The organism is Polyangium sorediatum, assembly GCF_029946465.1.
Taxonomy (GTDB): Bacteria; Myxococcota_A; Polyangia; order Polyangiales; family Polyangiaceae; genus Polyangium; species Polyangium fumosum.
In genome coordinates, this window is record NZ_JARZHI010000003.1 from 212496 (window position 1) to 232068 (window position 19573).

General features: G+C 70.2%; 20 protein-coding genes. 12 read left to right on the top strand and 8 right to left on the bottom strand.

The annotated features are described in order from the left end of the window. Positions 1 to 67: 67 nt before the first annotated feature. Together QHF89_RS05085 and QHF89_RS05090 are read left to right on the top strand one after the other, a co-directional pair. Positions 68 to 1174, top strand: coding sequence for a hypothetical protein (locus tag QHF89_RS05085; RefSeq protein ID WP_136967238.1), 1107 nt, complete (start codon positions 68 to 70; stop codon positions 1172 to 1174). A gap of 4 nt (positions 1175 to 1178) precedes the next feature. Next, positions 1179 to 1985: a matrixin family metalloprotease gene (locus QHF89_RS05090; RefSeq protein WP_284720077.1), complete on the top strand. Its 807-nt coding sequence runs from the start codon at positions 1179 to 1181 to the stop codon at positions 1983 to 1985. Here the strand turns inward: QHF89_RS05090 and QHF89_RS05095 are convergent. Both QHF89_RS05095 and QHF89_RS05100 read right to left on the bottom strand, forming a co-directional pair. Continuing rightward, positions 1945 to 2499 (bottom strand): RNA polymerase sigma factor, encoded by a 555-nt coding sequence (locus QHF89_RS05095; RefSeq protein ID WP_136967236.1) that lies wholly within the window; start codon positions 2497 to 2499, stop codon positions 1945 to 1947. The two genes, QHF89_RS05090 and QHF89_RS05095, sit on opposite strands and share 41 nt — an antisense overlap. 34 nt (positions 2500 to 2533) lie before the next feature. After that, positions 2534 to 3361 carry a hypothetical protein gene (locus QHF89_RS05100; protein WP_136967235.1) on the bottom strand — a complete coding sequence of 276 codons (828 nt, stop codon included), beginning with the start codon at positions 3359 to 3361 and terminating at the stop codon, positions 2534 to 2536. A 112-nt stretch (positions 3362 to 3473) separates the two neighbouring features. Between QHF89_RS05100 and QHF89_RS05105 the strand changes: the two genes are divergently transcribed. The 3 genes from QHF89_RS05105 to QHF89_RS05115 are packed head-to-tail and all read left to right on the top strand — an operon-like array spanning position 3474 to position 6772. Beyond that, positions 3474 to 4439 carry a tetratricopeptide repeat protein gene (locus QHF89_RS05105; protein WP_284720078.1) on the top strand — a complete coding sequence of 322 codons (966 nt, stop codon included), beginning with the start codon at positions 3474 to 3476 and terminating at the stop codon, positions 4437 to 4439. Beyond that, positions 4440 to 5783, top strand: coding sequence for a serine/threonine-protein kinase (locus QHF89_RS05110; RefSeq protein ID WP_136967233.1), 1344 nt, complete (start codon positions 4440 to 4442; stop codon positions 5781 to 5783). Next, positions 5783 to 6772, top strand: coding sequence for a hypothetical protein (locus tag QHF89_RS05115; RefSeq protein WP_136967232.1), 990 nt, complete (start codon positions 5783 to 5785; stop codon positions 6770 to 6772). The genes QHF89_RS05110 and QHF89_RS05115 overlap by 1 nt, the downstream gene beginning before the upstream one ends. Here QHF89_RS05115 and QHF89_RS05120 read toward each other — a convergent pair whose 3' ends face one another. The 4 genes from QHF89_RS05120 to QHF89_RS05135 form a co-directional block, all read right to left on the bottom strand. Next, complete coding sequence (locus QHF89_RS05120) at positions 6773 to 7630, bottom strand: proline and serine-rich protein 1 family protein (RefSeq protein WP_136967231.1); 858 nt, start codon at positions 7628 to 7630, stop codon at positions 6773 to 6775. A 167-nt stretch (positions 7631 to 7797) separates the two neighbouring features. Continuing rightward, entirely contained in the window at positions 7798 to 8682 is an 885-nt protein-coding gene (locus QHF89_RS05125) for a hypothetical protein (protein WP_136967230.1), read from the bottom strand. A 10-nt stretch (positions 8683 to 8692) separates the two neighbouring features. Continuing rightward, a complete protein-coding gene (locus QHF89_RS05130; protein WP_284720079.1) occupies positions 8693 to 10069 on the bottom strand; it encodes a metallophosphoesterase family protein in 1377 nt (458 codons plus the stop codon). Positions 10070 to 10146: 77 nt separating this feature from the next. Further along, complete coding sequence (locus QHF89_RS05135) at positions 10147 to 11214, bottom strand: MopE-related protein (RefSeq protein ID WP_136967228.1); 1068 nt, start codon at positions 11212 to 11214, stop codon at positions 10147 to 10149. A 32-nt stretch (positions 11215 to 11246) separates the two neighbouring features. On the opposite strand from QHF89_RS05135, the gene QHF89_RS05140 reads away from it, so the two are divergent. Next, positions 11247 to 11840 (top strand): hypothetical protein, encoded by a 594-nt coding sequence (locus QHF89_RS05140; RefSeq protein WP_136967227.1) that lies wholly within the window; start codon positions 11247 to 11249, stop codon positions 11838 to 11840. On the opposite strand, the gene adhP is transcribed toward QHF89_RS05140, so the two are convergent. Both adhP and QHF89_RS05150 read right to left on the bottom strand, forming a co-directional pair. Further along, entirely contained in the window at positions 11824 to 12882 is a 1059-nt protein-coding gene (gene adhP / locus QHF89_RS05145) for an alcohol dehydrogenase AdhP (RefSeq protein ID WP_136967394.1), read from the bottom strand. The genes QHF89_RS05140 and adhP overlap by 17 nt on opposite strands. A gap of 161 nt (positions 12883 to 13043) precedes the next feature. Beyond that, on the bottom strand, positions 13044 to 14090 hold the full coding sequence (locus tag QHF89_RS05150) for an NAD-dependent epimerase/dehydratase family protein (protein WP_136967226.1): 1047 nt from the start codon (positions 14088 to 14090) through the stop codon (positions 13044 to 13046). A 197-nt stretch (positions 14091 to 14287) separates the two neighbouring features. Between QHF89_RS05150 and QHF89_RS05155 the strand changes: the two genes are divergently transcribed. The 6 genes from QHF89_RS05155 to QHF89_RS05180 are packed head-to-tail and all read left to right on the top strand — an operon-like array spanning position 14288 to position 19464. Next, the gene (locus QHF89_RS05155; RefSeq protein ID WP_284720081.1) at positions 14288 to 14989 is read left to right on the top strand and encodes a hypothetical protein; all 702 of its coding nucleotides are present in this window, start codon (positions 14288 to 14290) and stop codon (positions 14987 to 14989) included. Then, complete coding sequence (locus QHF89_RS05160) at positions 14986 to 15762, top strand: hypothetical protein (protein WP_136967223.1); 777 nt, start codon at positions 14986 to 14988, stop codon at positions 15760 to 15762. Before QHF89_RS05155 ends, QHF89_RS05160 begins: the two co-directional genes overlap by 4 nt. Further along, on the top strand, positions 15759 to 16442 hold the full coding sequence (locus QHF89_RS05165) for a hypothetical protein (RefSeq protein WP_136967222.1): 684 nt from the start codon (positions 15759 to 15761) through the stop codon (positions 16440 to 16442). Before QHF89_RS05160 ends, QHF89_RS05165 begins: the two co-directional genes overlap by 4 nt. Next, complete coding sequence (locus tag QHF89_RS05170; protein ID WP_136967221.1) at positions 16439 to 17122, top strand: response regulator transcription factor; 684 nt, start codon at positions 16439 to 16441, stop codon at positions 17120 to 17122. Before QHF89_RS05165 ends, QHF89_RS05170 begins: the two co-directional genes overlap by 4 nt. Then, the gene (locus QHF89_RS05175; protein WP_284720082.1) at positions 17115 to 18608 is read left to right on the top strand and encodes an ATP-binding protein; all 1494 of its coding nucleotides are present in this window, start codon (positions 17115 to 17117) and stop codon (positions 18606 to 18608) included. The genes QHF89_RS05170 and QHF89_RS05175 overlap by 8 nt, the downstream gene beginning before the upstream one ends. A gap of 43 nt (positions 18609 to 18651) precedes the next feature. After that, entirely contained in the window at positions 18652 to 19464 is an 813-nt protein-coding gene (locus QHF89_RS05180; protein ID WP_136967219.1) for an alpha/beta fold hydrolase, read from the top strand. Positions 19465 to 19573: the final 109 nt, after the last annotated feature.

The following is a 19573-nucleotide window of genomic DNA, read 5'->3' on the forward strand; positions in this document are numbered from 1 at the left end:
GTGAAAACGCGTCGTTCGAATGACGATCCTCCGCCACGCGTGGAGGATCGAAGGGAGAGATCTCGGCATGAAATGGCTTCGTTACACGCTCTCGAGCCTCGTCCTTTCTTCGGCCCTGGCGCTCGCCGGCTGCGGCGGCGGCAGCGCTGAACCCGACCCCGACGCGTCGGTCGATCCGATCGCCCAGGACGAGATCGTCGACCTCGGCGATCTGATCCAGCAGGACCAGGACGCGGCCGCGGCGGCGGAGATGATCGGGGATCCGGCGACGCTGCTCGCTGAGGGCCAGAAGCAGGGCGACAAGGCGCGCGGCGACGTCGCGGCCGTGCTGAGCTTCATCAAGGAGGCGGCCCAGGGCGAGCCCACGCGCAAGGGCGCGACGGCGGACGGCCGTGCCTACGCGCAATGGGTGAAGACGATCCAGAGCGTGGAGATCACGTTCTCCGTGGTGCGCACGACGCAGGATCGGCTGCGGTACCTGGTGCAGGGCAAGGCCGCGGACGGCGCGAAGAAGGCGCTGCTCACGGGCATTTTCGTGAAGAAGGGCCCGAAGACGGGCGGCGGGCGGTTCCACGTGAACCTGACGAACGTGAGTGATCTCTACAATGCCCCGGGCGCGGACGGGTCGGTCCATTTCTGGTTCGCGAACCACAAGGGCGACAAGCGCGGCCGGCGTATCGCGTACATAAATGTGGTTCGTCGGGACGACCCGCAAATGCAGAAGGTCAACTACGGCGCCGACCTCGTGCGGCTCGTGGGCGTGGGCGGTCGGTTCCGGGCCGTCGGCGTGGGCGATGCGATCCCGGATCTGCCGGGCCAGGAGGCCATCGGCCTGCGGATCCTGTGGAAGGCCGGCGAAGGCGGGCGCGCCGCGGCGGCCGTGGCCTCGCTCGGGCCGAACCCGAAGCTCCTCGGCACGGCGCACGAATGCTGGGACAAGGATGGCCTGCGCACGGCGTACAAGGACGACAACCCGAACAACGACGCGATGAACCCGGACGAGGGGACGGTCGAGATGTGCGCCGGCTTCGCCGAGGAAGCGCCGCCGGATCAGGCCGACGTGAGCGCGGACGGGCTGGACGCGGATCCGGAGCTCGATGCATTGCTCGAGGAGTCGGGCTCGATGGACATCGACGCGGCCGAGGCGGACGCGGCCGATCCGATCGCCCCGTGAAAGCATGAACCGGGCGCGCGCCGTCCTCGTGTTCGTCCGGGCATCCCTCGGGGTGCTCGTGGGCCTTTCGTTCACGCCGAAAGCCGAGGCTTACGAAACCGGACGATCCGAGTACGGCGCGCGCCTGCATTTTCCTTCGCTTCCGGCACGGGTGCGTCTTGCCACACCCATGCCGGGTGTTTCCGACGGGGGCCGCGGCGCGTTGCGCCGGGCGATGGCGACCTGGTCGGGCGTGGTTTGCGGGTCGCTCGGGGGTTCGTTTGTCGAAGCGAATGCGGGGGAAGACGCGTCGATCGAGGTGCGGGTCGTGATTTCGGGGTGGCGTCACGGCGCGGCGATCGCGGCGCATACGGATGTCGAGAGCGACAAATGGACGGGCGAGATCCGGCGCGTGGAGATCGAGCTCGACGCGACGCGACGGTGGAGCGATGTGGAGCGCGTGCCGGCGGATGCGCTCGATCTGGAGACGGTGCTGCTCCACGAGCTCGGGCACGCGGCGGGGCTCGCGCACAGCGGGCAAACGACGGTCGTGATGCGCGCAGGGCTCAAGCCGGGGCACGCGGCGAGGCGCGCGCTCGATCCGGACGACGTGGCGGGGATGTGCGCGGTATATGCAGCGCCTGCATCGATACGAAAGGACGAACCGTCGGTCCGGACAGACCCGGGCGGGTCATTCGTGTCGGCCCCGCGGGCCTTCGCCTTTTCGGCGGCGATCGGAGCCATCGGCGCGGGGATCTTCGGGTGGAGGAGGCGGCGAAACGCCCGCGCGCTCAAGCGTTCGGATCCGGGATCAACCCCCGCAGACGCTTGATGCCGTGGTGAAAGTTCACCTTGGCGCTGTCCTCGCTGCAATCGGCGAGGACCGCGATCTCGCGGAAGCTGAGCTCGTGGAAGAGGCGTAACTCGACGGCGAGGCGCTGCTTCGGGGGAAGCTCTTCGAGGCGCTGCGCGACGCGGCCCCATACCTCGGCCGCGACGAGCCGGCTCGTCTCGAGGGAGTTCGTGAACGCAGGCAGATCATCCATGTCGGCGAGCGGGCCTTCCCGCGAGGATCCACGGACGTGGTTCAGCGCGACGTGGACCGCGATCCGATACAGCCAGGTGCGGAAGCTCGATTCGCGTCGAAAATCGGCGAGTTTTTCGAACGCATTGAGAAAAGCCCGCTGCGTGACGTCCTCCGCGTCCTCGGGGCGCCGGACATACCGGCGCACGAGGCGCAAAATCCCGGCCTGGTGCTCCTTCACAAGCGCGTCCGCCGCGCTCCGATCCCCCGCGAGGACCCGCTCGACGAGCGAAACGTCGTCCTCCTCTGCCGCCTCGCTCATCGATGTTTTCCTCCGCGCCGCGGCGCTCGTTCGTTCATGCTTCAGCGCCACAGAATAGCGGAATCGTCCCGCTTTTGCCACGCGAGCTCGACCAGGAAGCCACGGCGCTGCCGTCGAACGTGATACGGATGCTGATGCCGAGATCCTTCGTCTCGTGCACGATCTCGCCGCCGGCCGCGGGGCATTCTCCCGCGCAACGCGCGAAATCGCTCACGGCGGTGCGGAACACCCGCGCGCCCACGCGGGTCTCGAAATCACCTTCGAACGTGGCGCATTTCTCCGTGGCATTCCAGGTGACCGTGTAGTCGCCTGCGCGCTCGACGCGATGCCCCCGTGGTCCCTGCCCCGCCCCGCTCGCCTCGACCACGAGGCGACGCGTCTGGCCGTCCGGGTCCAGCGAGAAAAACCCCTCGGAGTCGATGTCGAGGATCGCCCGCGAGGCACGCAGATCCCGCGCGGACGCGAGCGCGTGCAGGCCACTCGCGCCGACCGAAAAGACGACGTCGAGCTTCCCGTCGAGTTTCCCCGTCTTGAACGGGCCGATGCAACCGGAGAGCAGGTACTTCACCGTGTTGTCTTTTCGCGTCGACGTGACGCAATCCATGGGGCGGAAAACGAGGCCCGCCGTCGCCGCCGCTTTCACGGCGGCGAGGTCGGGATTCGTGTTCTTCGGATCGAGGCGCGCGATCGAAGCGATGACGAGCGCCGCTTCGTTCTGCGAGACGTCGAACGCGTCGAGGGCCTGCTCGACGTCGACGCTCTCGTCCTCGCTCTCGGCAGCAGGGCCGCAGGCGGTCGCCGCAAGGAGGAGCCCAACGATGGACGCACGAGTCGCTCGAGAGGGAAGGACAAGATGTGTCATACCCCTGCTCCCCGCGCCGGAGGGAGCCTCGGCGCGCTCGGAAGGCGTGGTATCTTATCGCGGAATGCACCTCCTCGCCCGCTCCGTTTCTCGAAAAAGAGCCGGCCTCGTCGTGTCCACGCTCGCGCTCCTTGCGACGCCGGCGGAAGGCGGGATCGCAGCAGCGCAGGCCGAGGAGCACGCGGTCACGGCCGAGGATCGCGCCGCCGCGACGCGCGCATTCGAGGAGGGCGAACGCGCGTATCGAGCCGGTGATTTTTCAAGAGCAGCCGAACGCTTCGAGGAGGCGTACCGAAGAGCCCCGCACCCGGCGCCGCTCTGGAACCTGGCGCGAGCATGGGACAAGGCCGGCGAGATCGCGCGCGCGGCGAACGGCTACGCGCGGTATCTGCGCGAGGCGCCGCAAGGCGCGCCGGATCGCGACGAAGCCGGCAAGGCGCTCGCAGAACTCGCGGCGAAGCTCGGGCGGATCGAGGTGTTCGCGCCCGAGGCCGAGGACGTGCAGGTCGATGATCAGCGGCTCGATGGGACGAGCGTCTACGTGCACCCTGGAACGCACGTGATCAAAGGGCGCGTGCGTGGGATCGCGGTGCAGCGGACGGAGGCGCTCGAAGCAGGGAGCGTGCGCAGCGTGGCGCTCATCGTGGAGGGTGTTGCTTCGACGCCGAACGAATCCCCTCAAGAACCGACGCGGCCGGCCGCGAAAGCCACGCGCCCGCCGGCCACACCTACGCCCGCGCCCGCGCCGCGCGCCGAAAAACCTTGGCTCGTGCCGGCGCTCGTCGCGAGCGGGGCGGCGACGGTCGTGAGCGCAGGGCTCGTCGTGTGGTCGGGGGTCGACACGCTGGCCGCGCTCTCGGACTTCGACGCGGCGCCGACCTGGGACAAACTCTACGATGGTCGGGACAAACAGTTTCGCACGAACGTGCTGATCGGGGTGTCGCTCGGTCTCGGCGCGGTCACGGGCGCGCTCGGATCGATCTGGCTCGTGGATCGCAGCGGGCGGAACGTGAAGATCGGGCTCGCGCCGCCCGTGCTCGGAAGCCCGGCGTTCGTCGAGGCCACGGGGAGCTTTTGAATGGCGCGATCGATCGAGCGGATCGGTCCGTACGAGGTGATCGGCGAGCTCGCCTCCGGGGGCATGGCGACGACGTACCTGGCGCGCAAGACGGGCGAGGTCGGCTTCGAACGGCTCGTCGTGATGAAGCGCGTGCATCCGCACCTGCTGAAGGAGCCGAACCTCCGGGACATGCTGGCCGACGAGGCGCGCGTCGCGGCGTCGATGCGGCATCCGAACGTGGTGCCGGTGGAGGACGTGGTGAACGCGTCCGGCGAGCTTTGCCTGGTGATGCCGTACGTCGAGTCGCTCTCGCTCGGCGCGCTGGTCGACGCGGCCCGGCGCGCGGGCGAGCGGCTGCCCCCCGCGGTGGCGAGCCGGATCCTGCTCGACGTGCTCGCCGGGCTCGACGCAGCGCACGAAGCGAAGGACCTGCGCGGCGAGCCGCTCGAGATCGTGCACCGCGATGTGAGCCCGCGGAACGTGCTCGTCGGCACGGACGGGCGCGCGCGGCTCATCGATTTCGGCGTGGCCAAAGCAGCGCGGCGGATCACGCAGACGGGCAGCGGGATCATGAAGGGGACGATCGCGTACATGGCGCCGGAGCAGCTCCGGCGTCGCGAGCTCGATCGGCGCGCGGACGTGTTCGCCGCAGGCGTGGTGCTGCACGAGGCGATCACGGGCGAGCGGCTCTTCGACGGGCACGACGAGGCCGACGTGCTGATCGGCGTGCTCGCAGACGAGATCCCACGGCTCTCGGAGGAGGCGCTGGGCCTCTCGCCTGCGATTGACGAGGTGCTCGAGGCGGCGCTCTGCCGTGATCCCGAGGAGCGCTTTGCCTCGGCGGCGGCATTCGCGGAGGCGCTCGAACGCGCGCTCCCGCCGGCGCCGGCGCGCGAGGTCTCTGCGATCCTCGCGCGGCTCGGGGCAGCGGAGCTCGAGCGGCGGCGGGAAGCCGTGCGCGTTTTTCTGGACCAACCAAGGGTCGAGGCCACGGAGAACAAGCCGCGCCGGCGATCGTCGTCGCGGTCGATCTTGATGCTGGCCTCGGCGGCGGCGCTCGCGGGAGGTGGTTTCCTCGCGCTCTTCGCCATGCAACGGGCGGGGCCGGGCCCTGCACGCGCGAACGCGGGCGTGGAGGCGCGCGTGGCGTCGGCGCGGGATGCCGCGGGGATGGTCGGGATGAATGCGCCGGGCGAAGAGGCGCCGGGCGAGCGCGGGCCCGTTCCAGCGGCGGCGACGGCCGAGGCGAGGCCGTCTTCGGGCGGTGCGTCGGGATCGGCGCGCCCGAAAGCACCGGCGCCGCGGTGGGATTTGCACGCGAATCCGTATCGGGCGGGGGAGATCGGCGACAATCGTCGGTGATGCGTGGAAAACTTTTGGCGTGGCTCTTCCTCGGGCTCCTCGGATGCACCGTGTTCGATGGGCTCACGGTGCCCCCGCAGGCGAACGCGCTGCCCGGGTACCTCTCGATCGAGGAAGGCGCGCGGGCGTGCAGCCTCGTCTTCCGCTGTCCGAGGCTCTCCGAGGCCCTCGCGCGGTCGATCGGCGTGCCGGCGAGCGCGACGCGGTACTCGACGTGCCTCGGGTGGCTCGCAGGTCCCTTGCCGCCGAACCGGTTCGGGCTCTCGGCACAGGCGAGCCTGCTCGGCTGCGTGAGCGAGGCCGAAGGGTGCACGGAGGCGCTCGCATGCGCCTTCGTCGAGCCGCTCGCCGAGGACGACGCGCGTTGCGCGGGCGTGGCGGGCGACGCGTGCGCGTCCGAGGGGATGCTCGTCGATTGCACGAGCCGGTACGCCGAGCGTTGTGTATCGCCGCATTGGGGCGCCGGGAGCGAATGCCGGCTCGGTCTCGGGAGCGAGGGGCGATGCGCGCTCAGCGGGTGCTTGCCCGATACGGCGGCGCCGCCGCGCTGCACGTCGGGGGTGTACGTGCGGTGTGATCCGGCGTCGAACCTGAAGGTCGCGAAGGATTGCGATACGGTGGGGCTCACCTGCCCCGAGGGCGCCGAGGGCGCGGACGCGCAATGCGCGACCGAAGACGGGGTGTTTCCGTGCGACGAGCCGGGCACGACGTCCTGCGCGCCCAACGAAGCGCGGGTGCGCGTTTGCGACGGCTCGCTCGCCTCGGAGTTCGATTGCGCGGCGATGGGCGCGAATTGCGTCGAGGAGGACGGGGGCGCGCGTTGCGCGCGGTCCGGAGAAGCATGCTCGCCGCTCGATCCCGGGATCGACGTCTGCAATGGCTCGTCGATCGCGGCTTGCGTGGCGGGATCGAAGGTCACGATCGATTGCGCGACCCTCGGGCTCTCGTGCGTGCCGCCGGACGGGACATCGAGCGGGCATTGCGGGTAGTCACGGCAGGCGCAAAATGGCGGCGGCGCGGGCGCGGCCCTCGTAGGAGACGAAGTCGTCGAGGAGGCGCGAGGCGTCGCCGCGGCCGACGAGGTTCGGGGCGAGGAGCTCGAGCGCGCGGAGGCGCGACTCTTCGAATGCAAAGCGAGCGATCAGATCGTGCGCTTGCCCGACGGTGACGGCGCGAGCCCCGAAGGCCTCGCCAAGGAACGCGAGGCGGCTGCGGTCGTCCCGCAAGGCCTCCAGGTCGGCCATCGTGGTGCGGAACGGGATGGCCGAGAGGGGCGGTTCGAGCTCAAAGGCGGGCGGCGGATAGCCACCGTGCGAGGGCGGGGGCGGGATTCGCTCGACGAGCGGGGCGCCGTAGCGGTCGAGAGAGAGGGCCACGACGCCGGGCGTGGCCTGGACATGGCCCTGCCAAACCCTACGATCGCCGCGGGTCATGACGACGCCGTACGCGCGCCCCTCGGGGACGAACAGGACGCCCGGGCGCCCCTCGATCGAGCCGACGAGGGTGTCGCCGTCGTAGATCCAGGCCATCCCGCCGAAGGCCGGCGCGATGCGGAGCTCGGTGTAGCCGGGGGACGCGTACCCGTAGCGCCTCGGCGTGGGGACGGGCCCATATTGCGGGCGCGGGACCGATCGCGGACCATAAGGCCGCACCGCCGGGGGAGCCGTCTGGACGGGCGGTTGCACCTGGACGGGCGGCTGCCATTGCACCGGCGTCCTCATTTGCGCGGGCGTCCTCATCTGCATCTGCGCCTGAAACGAAGCATCGATCCCGACGTCCGCTCGTGCCTCCATCGCCGGTCCGAGCAGAGGGGCGCAGAATGCCAGGATCGTCGCGTACTTCTTCATTTCGAATCCTCCACGCAGCCATGACGTCGGCAGCGACTTTTCGACGCGGCGCGACGCGGACGATTCACGCTCAGCAGGACGATTTCGTCGTGGACGCGTCGATCGTCTGGCGGGAAGAACGGCTAAAATCGAAATCGTGGAGCAAGTGGAGAGGACCCGGACAGGTCCTACCGGTACGGATCGTCGACGTACGGATCATTGACGATGCGCTGGGCCGGCGGGGTCGCGTGCTGCGGCGGCGAGGCCGTGCCGAGCAACCGTTCGACTTCCTTCGGGCTCTGCTTCTCGACGACCTGTTTTTCCGCTCTTTTCTGCGGCCATCCCTCGGCCCGGCACCAATCGAGATCGAGCTCCATGCGGGAGCCGTCGCGAAGCTCGATCTTCACGACGACGGTCGATTTGCAGGCGTTGACCGTGACCGCAGCCTCGAACGACGGCGCGTTGCCGCCGACGAGCTCGCTCTTCGCGATGTAAAAGACCGGGTTCAGATCGTACACGACGCGCTTGATCATCTCCTTCTGCACCTCGGGCACGTCGAGCGAGAGGAGGACGTCGAACACGAAACTGCCGCGCACGCCGGGGCGCTGCGCCACCCTCACGCGCGGCGTCGGACGCAATCCCTCGGGGACCTTGCCCTCCTCGGCCAGCACGACGCTCTCGGGGGTATCGGTGGTGCGTGGCGCCCCCGCTGTTGCCCCAGCGGTGGCGGAGGGGTGCAATTCCCCCCGCTGGTTGCGCAGGTATGCTTCGAGGTCATTTTTGCGATCCTCGAGACGGCGGGTCTCCTCTTCGAGCTTCTTTCGAGATTTCTCGACCTCGTCGAGCTTGGCCTGCCCCTCGCTGAGCCTCTGGTCGAGCTCTTCCCTGGCCTTGCGCGTGTCGTAAAGCTCCACGTTCTTCTGGGCGATGTCGATCGCGAAGTACACGACGATGAGCGCCGTCAGAAGGACCGGGACGAGCGTCACGAGCATGCTCCGCTGGCGCCGCGAGCGCGCGCGATGTTCGAGCGCCGAGAGCTCCGCTTCCAACTTGTCTTTTTCGTCCATGCTCATGGCTCGCCCTTCAAATGAGCCGTTGGAATCGCTCGTCGAGCACCCGCACGAGCTCGTCGTCGCGGTGCGACGCGCAACGCTGATAGCCGTCTTTCAAAAAATGAAGCCTGTCGATCGCATCGCGATACGACGCAAGGCGCATCGGCAGCCCAATCGAGCCCGCGAAGAGGAGCGCGAAGCCGCCCGAGACCGAGAGGACCGGCGGCAACATGCGGAAGAGGTAGGCCGCGAGCGCGACGGCGAGGAAGACGGCGGCGCCGAGGCTCACGAGCTGCACACGGAGCGTGCTGCGGTGCGAGTCGATCGCGCGCTCGAGGTGCTGGATCTTGACGGCGATGCGGCCCTTGCGCGTGAGGCTCGGCGGGGCCGCTTCCTCCGGGGGAGGGGCCTTGGCTTCTTGCCCTGCCCGCGCGGGGCCCGAGGAGACGGCCGCGTCCGCAGGGCCGAACCGGAGGGCCTGGGTGTCCTCGCCACGGCCCGCGTCGGCCCATTCCATGGTTTGCGGATCGTATTCGCGGCGAATGCGGCGCCCGCGCGTCGGGCCCTCGACGACGAGGATCTGGTAGGCAATGGGAAGCGCCCATTCCTTGCGGCCATACTCGGCGACGCCCGCGCTCGCTGCCGCGGCGATGGCGAGGAACCAGCCGTCGAGCTCGCGTACGTCGTGCCAATCGACATGCTGGTGGCCGTGGAGCGCGAGCTGGAATCGCTCGCGCGCGAGCCAGCGCCGCATGCCGCCCGCGTCGGTCATCACGCTGTAATCGGTGCGCCCGACGCCCGCCGGGCTCTCCAGGTGGTGGTGGACGACCGCGATCCGGAAGTGGCCCTTGGTCCGCGTGCGCCGGAGGAGCCCGTCCGCGTGGTCGCGCTGGCCAACGCCCACCGACCCGTGCTCCTTCTGCGCGCTCGCTTCGAGCTCCTCGCAGGAGTTGAACGCGACGACCTCGACGTCGAGGTCCTCGAAGACGTGGTGCTCGACGCGCTTGTGCGGCGGCGTGCCGTCCGCGAAGGCCGGGCGCGTGTCGCCGTAGAGCGCGGCGCGGATGCGGTCGTACAGGACGTACCGGCCCGCGGGCTCACCTCCGCGCAGGACGTCGTGGTTTCCCGGGGCGATCACGAGCCGCGAGACCGACAGGCCGAGGCCCTCGGCGAGGGCCTTCAGGAACACGACGACGGGCTCGACGCCGGTCTCGTTGCCGCGGTCGAGCAGATCGCCGGAGACGACGACGAGATCGGGCGTGAGGCCCTCGTTGCGGAGGTCGTAGAGCAGGCTGCCGAGCAGCCCGCGGCGGTTGTGGGGCGCGACGGCGAGCTCGGTGGCCTCGGTGTTCCAGTAGTGGCCGCGCGCCTCGGTCGCGCAGAAATGCAGGTCCGAGATGTGGAGCACGCAGAGCCTCGGCCCACCCGACGGCATGGGATCATGAAACGCGGACGGCGCGCGGACGTCAAGGCCCACCGCCCTGCTCAATCCGCGCAGCAGAGCACGCCGCCGCCCTCGGGGCCGGGCTTCGTGACGTTGTGCGCCTCGGCGCAGAGATCCCCATCCCCGCATTGCCACGGCCAGAACAGCGCGCCGCAACCGTTGTTCGAGGTGACGTTCAGGACGCCGCAGTTGTCGTGGAACTCGCCGAGCGTACCGCAGCCGAAGAGGTCGTTCGCCGTGAGCTCGGTGGTCGCGCAGTCCCCGCCACAGCTACAGCCATTGCAGATGTCGGGATCCTCCAGGGTGCCGAGCGTGCAGATGCCGCAGCCAGTCGAGCCCTGCCGCGTGGCGAAAAAGACGTTCGGCGGGAAGCCCACGCCGGAGCAGCCCCCAGGCGAGCGCGAGGCGACGTCGTCCGAGCCCTTGCAGATGTGGAAGCCTGGCGAGCAGAGATCGGCCGCGCTGCAGCCGTCACCGCTCGGATTCGGGCTCGTGTCGCCGGCGAGGTGATTGCATTGCGGGAGGGAACCCAGGCCTGGGACGCTCCATCCGCCCGAACAAGCGGCGAAGTGCGGAAATTGCTGCTCGTCGACGAACACCTCGCGTGTATCGTCGCTGCAGCCGTTGCCCTTGGCGCAGGCGTCGTCGATGATGCCGTTGCAATCCTCGTCGATGCCGTTTCCGCAGATCTCCGGCTTCGGGTCCAGGTCTGGTGCGCACGCGAGGGCGCCTCCGGTGCAGACCACGGTGCCGTCCTTGCAAATGCCCGGCAGGTCCGTGATGCAATCGGCGCCCGCGTTCTGGCTCTCCTCGTCGATCACGCCGTCGCAATCGTCGTCGACGCCGTTGCAGAGCTCGACGGTGCAGACGGGAGGACCGCCGCCCGCGCCGCCCACGCCGCCGTCGCCCCCGCTCCCGAGATCGAATTCCGTGGGATCGCTGCGAGCGCCGCAGGCGAGGAGCAGGGCGGGCACGGCGAGGGCGAGGGCGAAGGTGGACACGCGCATGAACAGGATCGGCAGGATGCCTGGATCGTGGGGGGGCCGCAAGAATGCCGGGAACTTGGAGCGCGCGGCGCTGTCCGTGAGGAGCCGCTGCCCCAGGACCACGACACATGGACATGAGCCCCGCCCTCCCCTCTGTGAAGTCTGTCGTCCCCGCGCTCTGCCACGGCTTTTCTCTGGCCGCGCACGTGCTGCTTCTCGGCGGGGCCGCGCTGCTCGGGCCGCAGAATTCGTACGACGCGCCGTCGAGCGAGGAGCACCTCCCGCGCGCGCAGACGCTGCTGCTCGTGACCGCCGTGCCGGGAGAGGCGGTCGCGGACGAGCGAGGCGGCGAGCGCGAAGTGAACGGGCGTTACGACGAGGGCACGATGGGGCCGGTGCGGAACGACACGGAGCACGCGGTTCCTCCCGGCGAACCCGCCGAGGCGTACAAAGTGGACCACCCCGACGCGAATGACGTGCCGGCGGCCATGTTCTACCCGGCGCTCGATCCGAGCACGGTCCCCTCGAACTGGTTCAACGGAATGGGCAACGGCACGGGAGGAACGCAGGACGCGAAGGTCGACCGCGGCGATCGTATCGAGCCGGAGACGCCGGCCCAGCGGCGCGAGCGCGGGGCGGCGAAGGCCACGATCCCCGCAGGCGGGCCGCAGAAGACACGCGTTTGCCCGCCGTCGCAGTCCGGCGAACGTGCGGTCTTCTGTCGCACCACCCTCACGGCGCAGCGCTGACCAACTTCTTTTCATCCTCACGAAGGGCGAGCACCACACGCCCGTGGATCGCTCCTTCATTCATCCGCGCGAAAACACGGTTGATCGCCTCGAGCGGCTGGACCTCGGTGGTGGGTTTGATCCCGTTGTGCGCGGCAATCTCCAGCGCTTCCTTCAGGTCCATGCGGGTGCCCACGATCGATCCACGAAGCGTCAGGCGCTTGAGCACGACGTCGAAGATCGGCGTCGGGAAATCGCCGGGCGGCAGGCCGACGAGCACACACGACCCGCCGGAACGAAGGGTCCCGAGGGCCTGGCGGAAGGCGCCCGGCGAGACCGCCGTGACGAGCGCCCCGTGCGCGCCGCCGATGTGCCGCTGCACCTCGGCCGCCGGGTCGGCGTGGAGGGCGTCGACGACCAGCTCGGCGCCGAGCTCGCGGGCGAGCTCGAGTTTGTCCGCGCCCACGTCCACGGCCACGACGCGTAGGCCCATCGCTCTCGCATAAGGAATCGCGAGGTGCCCGAGGCCGCCGATGCCCGAGATGACGACCCATTGCCCCGGGCGCGCCTCCGTCTCCTTGAGGCCCTTGTAGCTGGTCACGCCGGCGCAGAGGATCGGCGCCGCCTCGACGAAGCTGAGCGCGTCCGGAATCCGTCCCACGTACGCCGCAGACGCGACGGCGTATTCGGCGTGGCCGCCGTTGACCGAATAGCCCGTGTTTTTCTGCGACGGGCACAAAGTCTCCCAGCCGGTGATGCAAGAATCGCAAGCGCCGCAGGCGTTGTGGAGCCAGGGGACGCCGACGCGGTCGCCCTCTTTGAGCGTAGTGACGCCGGCGCCGAGCGCGGCGACGTACCCGACGCCCTCGTGGCCGGGGATGAACGGGAGCGCGGGTTTGACCGGCCAATCGCCGTTCGCTGCGTGGAGGTCGGTATGGCAAACCCCGCTCGCCACGATTCGAACGAGGACCTCGCCGGCGCTCGGCGCGGGGACGGGGACCTCCTCGATGGCAAGCGGCTGTCCAAGCGCCCGAACGACCGCGGCCTTCATCGTACGTTGCATCATCGCTCTCCCGGTGCAGGTGGCTTTTGCGCCAAACCCTCGGCAAGGGCCATGCCATCTCCACGAATGCCTGTATTTCGGCGGGAGGGCGGAGCGAACGGGCTGGGGAGGCGCGCGCCTTGCGTGGCGGCGCAGATGCTGCGTTTCCGCGCGGAGGCGGGCTACTCGAAGCGCATCGTGGGCGGAGGCCGCACCGTCGCCCGCTCCTTGAGCCAGCGCTCGGCGAGCTCGATCTCCCTCGGCCGGTGCTCATATCCGTCCGGCGGCGTCGCATACCCGTACGCGAGGAAGCTCGCGACGATCTTGCCGAGGGACGTGGCGAGCGGCTCGTGGCGGAAGCCGAGCTCGGCCTCGGCCTTCGAGGGATCCAGCATCGACATCCATTTGCTGCTGAACGGCGAGACGGCGCGGAGGTCGAGGCCCGCGGCGAGGACGTCCGCGGACGCGACGGGCGCGAGCTTGGCCCGGGATCCGAGCATTCCTTGCAGCATCGCGAGCAGCTCCAGGAGGGAGGGCGTCTCCTTTTGGCAGACGTTGTACGCTTTGCCGAACGTCGGCTCGCGGCCGAGGATTTCCACGAGGAACCGGGCGACCTCGCCCGCATAAACGTGACGAACCGGGAGCGTCCCGCCATCCGGGACGATGACCGGGCCGCCGTCGACGAGGCGGAGGAGGTAACGGTCGAGCCGGCGATAATGGTCGCGCTCGCCGTTCACGATGGGGATACGGACCCGCGTGGAAGGGAATCGCGATTTCTCGAAGGCTTCCACGAGCGCGTCCTCGCAGTCGCGTTTGCCCGTGCCGTACTCCCAGTTCGCGAGCTCGTCCTCGTCCGTGGGGCGAGGTATCACGGGGCCGTCATAATCGATCTCGCGTGAAGGCCGCGGGGCGCCCTCGCGCACGAGGTAGACCTGGCCCGTGCTGATGAAGACGTAGTGCCCCACGCGGCCGCCGAGCGCCTCCACCGCGCTGCGCGTGTCCTCCCAGCGGTAGGCCGCGAAGTCGACCGCCGCGTCGAAGTGGCGGTTTTGCATGAGCCGCGACAGATCCGCCGTCGTCCGATCGCCCTGGAGCCGCTCGATCCGCGCGCCGAACGGATCCGGCAGGGTCCCGCGATTGAACAAGGTCACCTGGTGCCCCCCCGCGAGCAGCCGGTGCACGAGGAGCGGCCCGACGAACCGCGTCCCGCCGATGACGAGAACGTGCATGGCTCCCCTTCTAGCAGCGAAGCCGAAGCCGATACAACGGAACGGCGGAGCAGGGGTGGATCCTCGTTGATCCACCTTGCCACAATTTCGCCGCATTCATTCCACGAGTCTTCCGCGAGGAAGGCAGAGGAGCGCCAAACCGGCGGGATACGAAAGCGAGGTCTGGCGCGGCCACGGCCGCGAGCACCGGAGGAAAGATGCAAGCCCACGCCTCGTACGTCGATGCCCTCGCGGGCGACGCCCCGCCCGAACCCCAGGAAGTCACGCCCCCGGATCCGCCCGAAGAGACGCGCGTCGCGCCGCCCATGCCCGCAGACGAGGGCGCGCCGTCGTTCGCGAAGTCGCTGCTCGGCGGCGGGCCGGAAGGCGCCCCGGGCGCGCTGCGCGACGACGCGCAGAGGTTTGCCACGGCGCTCGCGCTGTCGGCGCTCTATGGGCTCTCGATCGGGACGCGGGACGGCGGTCTTTCGATCCTGAAGCACGCGGCCGCCGTGCCGCTCGCGCCGCTCGCCGTCGCAGGGCTCGGCGTGCCCGCGCTCTTCATCGTGCTCACGCTCTTCGATGCGCCGATCGATCCGCCGGCCGCGGTGAAGGCCGCGGCGCGCGGGGCGGCGACGACGGGCCTCGTGCTCGGCGGTCTCGCGCCCGCGATGGCGCTCTTCGTGACGACGTCGAGCTCGCGCATCGGCGCTGCGTTCTCCGCGGGGCTCGGCCTGATCCTCGCCGGGGCCTTCGGTCTGCGCGCGTTCCTCGGGGCGATCGGGACGCCGCTCGGGCGCGCCTCCGCGGGCGTGCGGACGATGAGCGGGTTCGCGCTCGCCGGCTTCGCGATCTTCGCGACGGCGCTGTCGGCGCGGGTCTGGTGGAGCACGCTGCCGATCTTCGGAGGTGCCCCGTGAGCGCCACCGTCCTCGCCCGCTTGCTCCGCGCGCCCGGAGACATCGCCCGCGCTTGCCGCGACGACGACCCGGAGGTGCGCGCCATCGCCGCGACCTCGCTCGCCTCCATCGCGCTCGGCGCCGCTGCGTTCGGCGGCGTGCTCGGGAGCTTCCGCGGCGGCGCGCAGATCTTCTACGGCGCCGCGAAGGTGCCGCTCGCCGTGCTCGCGACGCTCGCGCTCTCGGTGCCGGCGTTCCACGCGCTCGCCGCGGTGCTCGGCCGGCCCTGGCCAATGCGCTCGATCGTGGCGCTCGCGCTCGCGTCGGCGGGGCGCTCGTCGCTCGTGCTGCTCGCGTTCGCGCCCGCGCTCTGGCTCATGCTCGACCTCGGCATGGGCTACCACACGGCGGCGATCGTGGCGTCGTGCGCGTACGCCGTGGCCGGGTTCGCGGCGCTGTCCTTGCTCGTGCGCGGCCTCGGCGATGGGAAAGGGCGCATCACGACGGCGATCGCGTTCATCGGCGTGTTCTTCGCGGTCGGCGGACAAACCGCATGGATCCTGCGTCCGTACCTGGTGCGGCCGCGCGCGACGAACATCCCGTTCCTGCGGGAGCGCGAGGGCAGTTTTGCCGAAGCCGTGCTGACGAGCCTGACGTCGGCCGCGATCTACAGCGACCGGCCGTATCGGATCGACGCGCCGCCTGCGCCCGCGTCCGATGCGTGGGAGCGCAACCAACGCACGCGGTCGCGCGAGGTGCTGGAGGAGGACAACGAGGAGGAGGGAGGGCAATGAGCCTGCGGGACCTGTCGGTGCTCTACCTCGTCGCGGGGATTTGCTGCGCGGTCGCGATCTACCGATCGTCCCCCGCAGGAGGCTCGCGCGCGGCGGTGTCGGCGGCGCTCGCCGTGCCGCTCTGGCCGCTCTGGGCGCCGATCGCGCTGACCGCGAAGCGCGCGGTGGACACGCCGAAGGGCGCCGCAGGCAGCGCGCTCGCCCGGGTGAAGACGGCGCTCGGGGAGGCCGTCGCGGCGTCGCGGGGGACGCCGCTCGCGAGCGTGCTGCCGGCCGAGGCCGCGGCGCGGATCGAGGCGGAGGTCGAGCGGCGCGTGCAGCGGCACGCAGAGCTCGAAGCGCTCCTCCGGAAAGACGCCTTTGATCTGGCGCGGGCCGAGGCGCGCGTGCGCGAGCTCGAGCGCGCCTCGGGATCGAGCCGCGCGCTCGCGACGGCGCGGCTCGACCTCGACAACGTCCGCCGTCTGTCTTCGCTGCGCGACCGGGACACGCGCGCCCTGGAGGAGCTCTGTGCGCTCGCCGAGGCGCTGCGCACGCAGGTCACAGTGGCGCGCTTCAGCGGATCCTCCGCGGCGGACATCGGTGGTATCGTCTCGGAGGTGCAGGCGCGGGTCGAGGGCCTCGGCGCTGCCCTCGAAGCTGAAGAGAGCCTCCGGGCCGAGGAGCCGATCGAGACGTGAGCAAGCACATCCTGGTCGTCGACGACGAGGCGCGCATCCGGGAGGTTTTGCAGTACGCGCTGCACAAGGAGGGCTACGAGGTCTCCGTGGTGACCGACGGCCGCGAGGCGATCGAGGCCGTCGCGAAGGGCTCTGTGGACCTCGTGATCCTCGACGTGATGCTCCCCGAGGTCGACGGCCTCTCCGCGTGCCGCCACATCCGCTCCGAGAGCCGCGTGCCGATCCTCTTCCTGTCCGCGCGCAGCGACGAGATCGATCGCGTGCTCGGGCTCGACCTCGGCGGCGACGACTACCTCACGAAGCCCTTCTCCGTGCGCGAGCTCGTGGCGCGCGTAAAGGCCTTGTTCCGCAGGCTCGAAGCGCCGGGCGAGGCAGCACGCAAGGTGCTGACGCACGGCCGGATCGAGGTCGACGTCGAGCGCCACGAGGCGCGGCTCGACGGCGCCCCCGTGACGCTCACGGCGACGGAGCTCGGCCTGCTCGGCGCGCTGCTCGAACGCCCCGGCATCGTGCTCTCGCGGAGCCAGCTCATGACGCGCGCCTACCGCTACGACAACCTCATCACCGAGCGCACGATCGACACCCATGTCCGCAGGATCCGCGCGAAGTTCCGCGCGGCCGGCGGCGAGGACCCGATCGCGACGGTGCACGGCGTCGGGTACAAGGTCGCCGGTGCGTAGGCTGCTCGTCCTGCTCGGCCGCATCCGGGTGCGGCTGCTCGCGGTGAACCTGCTCGCGCTCTTCGTGCCCGCGATCGGGCTCGAATTCGCGCGGATCCACGAGCGGGAGCTGCTCGACGCGCTCGAGCGCGACATGTCGAACCAGGCCGTCCTCGTGCGATCGTTCGTCGAGCAAGACCTCGCCGCGGGCCGCGCGCTCGGGGACCCGGAGCACGAGAAGATCCTCGCGACGGCGGCGCAACGGACGCGGACGCGGATCCGGCTCGTGGACAAGGACGGCGAGGTGATGGCGGACTCGCACGCCGAGGGCCCGCCCGAGGGGCCGGAGCCGCCGCCGCCCTTGATGCTGCCGCGCCCGCGGGACGTGCGGAGGGTGCTCGACATGCGCGCGGCGCCCGGCGAGGCGTGGCCGGCGCTCGCGGAGCGCTTCGAGGTGCGCTCGGCGCTCGCGGGCAAAAAGGCCACACGCACGCGCATCCGCGACCGCGACCCGGGCGTCATCCTCTTCCTCGCAGAGCCGATCCGCGTGGGCGGCGTGGTGGCGGGCGTCGTGTACGTGGCGCGATCGACGCAGCCCGTCCTCTTCGAGCTCTACCGCATCCGCGCGGGCCTCGGGCGTGTGCTCCTCGTCGCGCTCCTCGGCACGGGCCTCGTGACGCTCGTGCTCGCGTGGAGCATCTCGCGCCCGCTCGGCCGCCTCTCGCGCGCGGCCAAGCGCATCGCGGCGGGCGAGCGGGACGTGGTCGTCCCGATCGGCGGCGGCGGCGAGATCCGCGAGCTCGGCGAGTCGTTCGCGGCGATGAAAGAGCGGCTCGACACGCGCATGCGGTACATCTCGGAGTTCGCCGCGGACGTGGCGCACGAGTTCAAATCGCCGCTCACCTCGATCCGCGGCGCGGCCGAACTGCTCGGGGAAGGCGCGCACGACGATCCGGAGGCGCGCGTGCGTTTCTTGCGGAACATCGAGCTCGACGTCGAGCGGCTCGATCGGCTGGTCTCGCGCCTGCTCCAGCTCTCGCGCATCGAGGCCTCGGCCGAGCCGATGCGCGCGTGTGACCTCGCGGCGCTCGCGCTCGCCGCGAAAGAGCGCGCGTCGGGTCCGGATCAGCCGGTCCTCGTCGAATACGCGGCGCGCGTGCGCGACGTGCTCTGCCGGCCCACGGACGTCGAGACGGCGCTCGGGAACCTGCTCGACAATGCGGTGCGATTCTCGCCGCCCGGCGAGCCAGTGCGGCTCCGCGTCGAGGGAGGGCCGCCCGAGGCCGTGATCCGTATCTCCGTGGAGGATCGTGGCCCCGGCGTGCCGCCTGCGATCCTGCCGCGTATCTTCGACAGGTTCTTCACGACGGACGCGGATCGCGACGGCACGGGGCTCGGGCTCGCGATCGTGAAGAGCGTGGCGGAGGCGCACGGCGGGCGGGTGATCGTCGACAATCGCCCCGGCCACGGGGTCACGTTCACGCTGGAGATTCCCTGCCGCCGGTGAAAGCGCCTCCTCGCCGCCGCGCGAAGCTTCTACCTTGCACGGGATGACGTGGGTGGATCCGGAGCCGCGTGTCCTCGAGCGAGAAGGCTGTCCGCTTCACTATTGGCTCGTCGGCGACGCGGGGCGCCCGCTCGTCGTGCTCACCCACGGCGCGGGGCTCGATCATCGGATGTGGCGCGACAACGCCGCGGCGCTCGCCGAGCACCATCGTGTGCTCCTCTGGGACGTGCGCGGGCACGGGCTCTCGCGACCGATGGGGACACGTTTCACGGTCGAGACGGTGATCGACGACCTGGTCGCGCTGCTCGACGCGATCGGCGCGCCAGAGGCGGTGCACGTGGGGCAAAGCATGGGAGGGAACCTCGCGCAGGAGCTCGTCCGCAGGCATCCCGATCGCGTGCGCGCGCTCGTGCTCGTGGATTGCGCGTGCAACACGGCGGAGCTCTCCTGGATGGAGCGCCTCGGCGTGCGGCTCACGCCCGCAATGCTCCGGCTCTATCCCTACGACGCCTTGATCAAGCAGAGCGCGCGCTCGATCTCGGCCTTGGAGAGCGTGCGTGTGTACTGCTTGGAGGCGATGAGGCGCCTCGAAAAGCACGAGACGCTCGAGGTGATGATGGCGGTCCTCGGCTGCATACGTGACGAGCCGGACGCCCGCATCCCGAAGCCGTTCTTGCTCGTGCGCGGGGCGCTGAGCCGCGCCGGATCGATCGCGAAACAAGGGCCCGCGTGGGCCCGGCGGGATCCCTCGTGTCGCGGCGACGTCGTGATCGCAGACGCGAACCACTGCGTGAACATGGATGCGCCTCAAGCCTTCGACGCCGCCGTGCGCTCGTTCCTCGCGACGCTCCCGTGATGGGAAGATGGACAACGAAGGCTTGACGCCGGCCCGTTGATTCATTGAGGTATCCGGGCTCTTCGCTTGCAGAGGCCCTCGGGTATGCGTCTCGGCGCAGGCGTCGGGC

Excerpts from the sequence above, each read along its gene's own strand:
- QHF89_RS05085 (WP_136967238.1), top strand. The coding sequence starts at position 68 with ATGAAATGGCTTCGTTACACGCTCTCGAGCCTCGTCCTTTCTTCGGCC.
- QHF89_RS05180 (WP_136967219.1), top strand. The coding sequence starts at position 18,652 with ATGACGTGGGTGGATCCGGAGCCGCGTGTCCTCGAGCGAGAAGGCTGT.
- QHF89_RS05110 (WP_136967233.1), top strand. The coding sequence starts at position 4,440 with ATGGCGCGATCGATCGAGCGGATCGGTCCGTACGAGGTGATCGGCGAG.
- QHF89_RS05100 (WP_136967235.1), bottom strand. The coding sequence starts at position 3,361 with ATGACACATCTTGTCCTTCCCTCTCGAGCGACTCGTGCGTCCATCGTT.
- QHF89_RS05095 (WP_136967236.1), bottom strand. The coding sequence starts at position 2,499 with ATGAGCGAGGCGGCAGAGGAGGACGACGTTTCGCTCGTCGAGCGGGTC.
- QHF89_RS05115 (WP_136967232.1), top strand. The coding sequence starts at position 5,783 with ATGCGTGGAAAACTTTTGGCGTGGCTCTTCCTCGGGCTCCTCGGATGC.
- QHF89_RS05150 (WP_136967226.1), bottom strand. The coding sequence starts at position 14,090 with ATGCACGTTCTCGTCATCGGCGGGACGCGGTTCGTCGGGCCGCTCCTC.
- QHF89_RS05120 (WP_136967231.1), bottom strand. The coding sequence starts at position 7,630 with ATGAAGAAGTACGCGACGATCCTGGCATTCTGCGCCCCTCTGCTCGGA.
- adhP (WP_136967394.1), bottom strand. The coding sequence starts at position 12,882 with ATGCAACGTACGATGAAGGCCGCGGTCGTTCGGGCGCTTGGACAGCCG.
- QHF89_RS05155 (WP_284720081.1), top strand. The coding sequence starts at position 14,288 with ATGCAAGCCCACGCCTCGTACGTCGATGCCCTCGCGGGCGACGCCCCG.
- QHF89_RS05125 (WP_136967230.1), bottom strand. The coding sequence starts at position 8,682 with ATGAGCATGGACGAAAAAGACAAGTTGGAAGCGGAGCTCTCGGCGCTC.
- QHF89_RS05165 (WP_136967222.1), top strand. The coding sequence starts at position 15,759 with ATGAGCCTGCGGGACCTGTCGGTGCTCTACCTCGTCGCGGGGATTTGC.
- QHF89_RS05090 (WP_284720077.1), top strand. The coding sequence starts at position 1,179 with ATGAACCGGGCGCGCGCCGTCCTCGTGTTCGTCCGGGCATCCCTCGGG.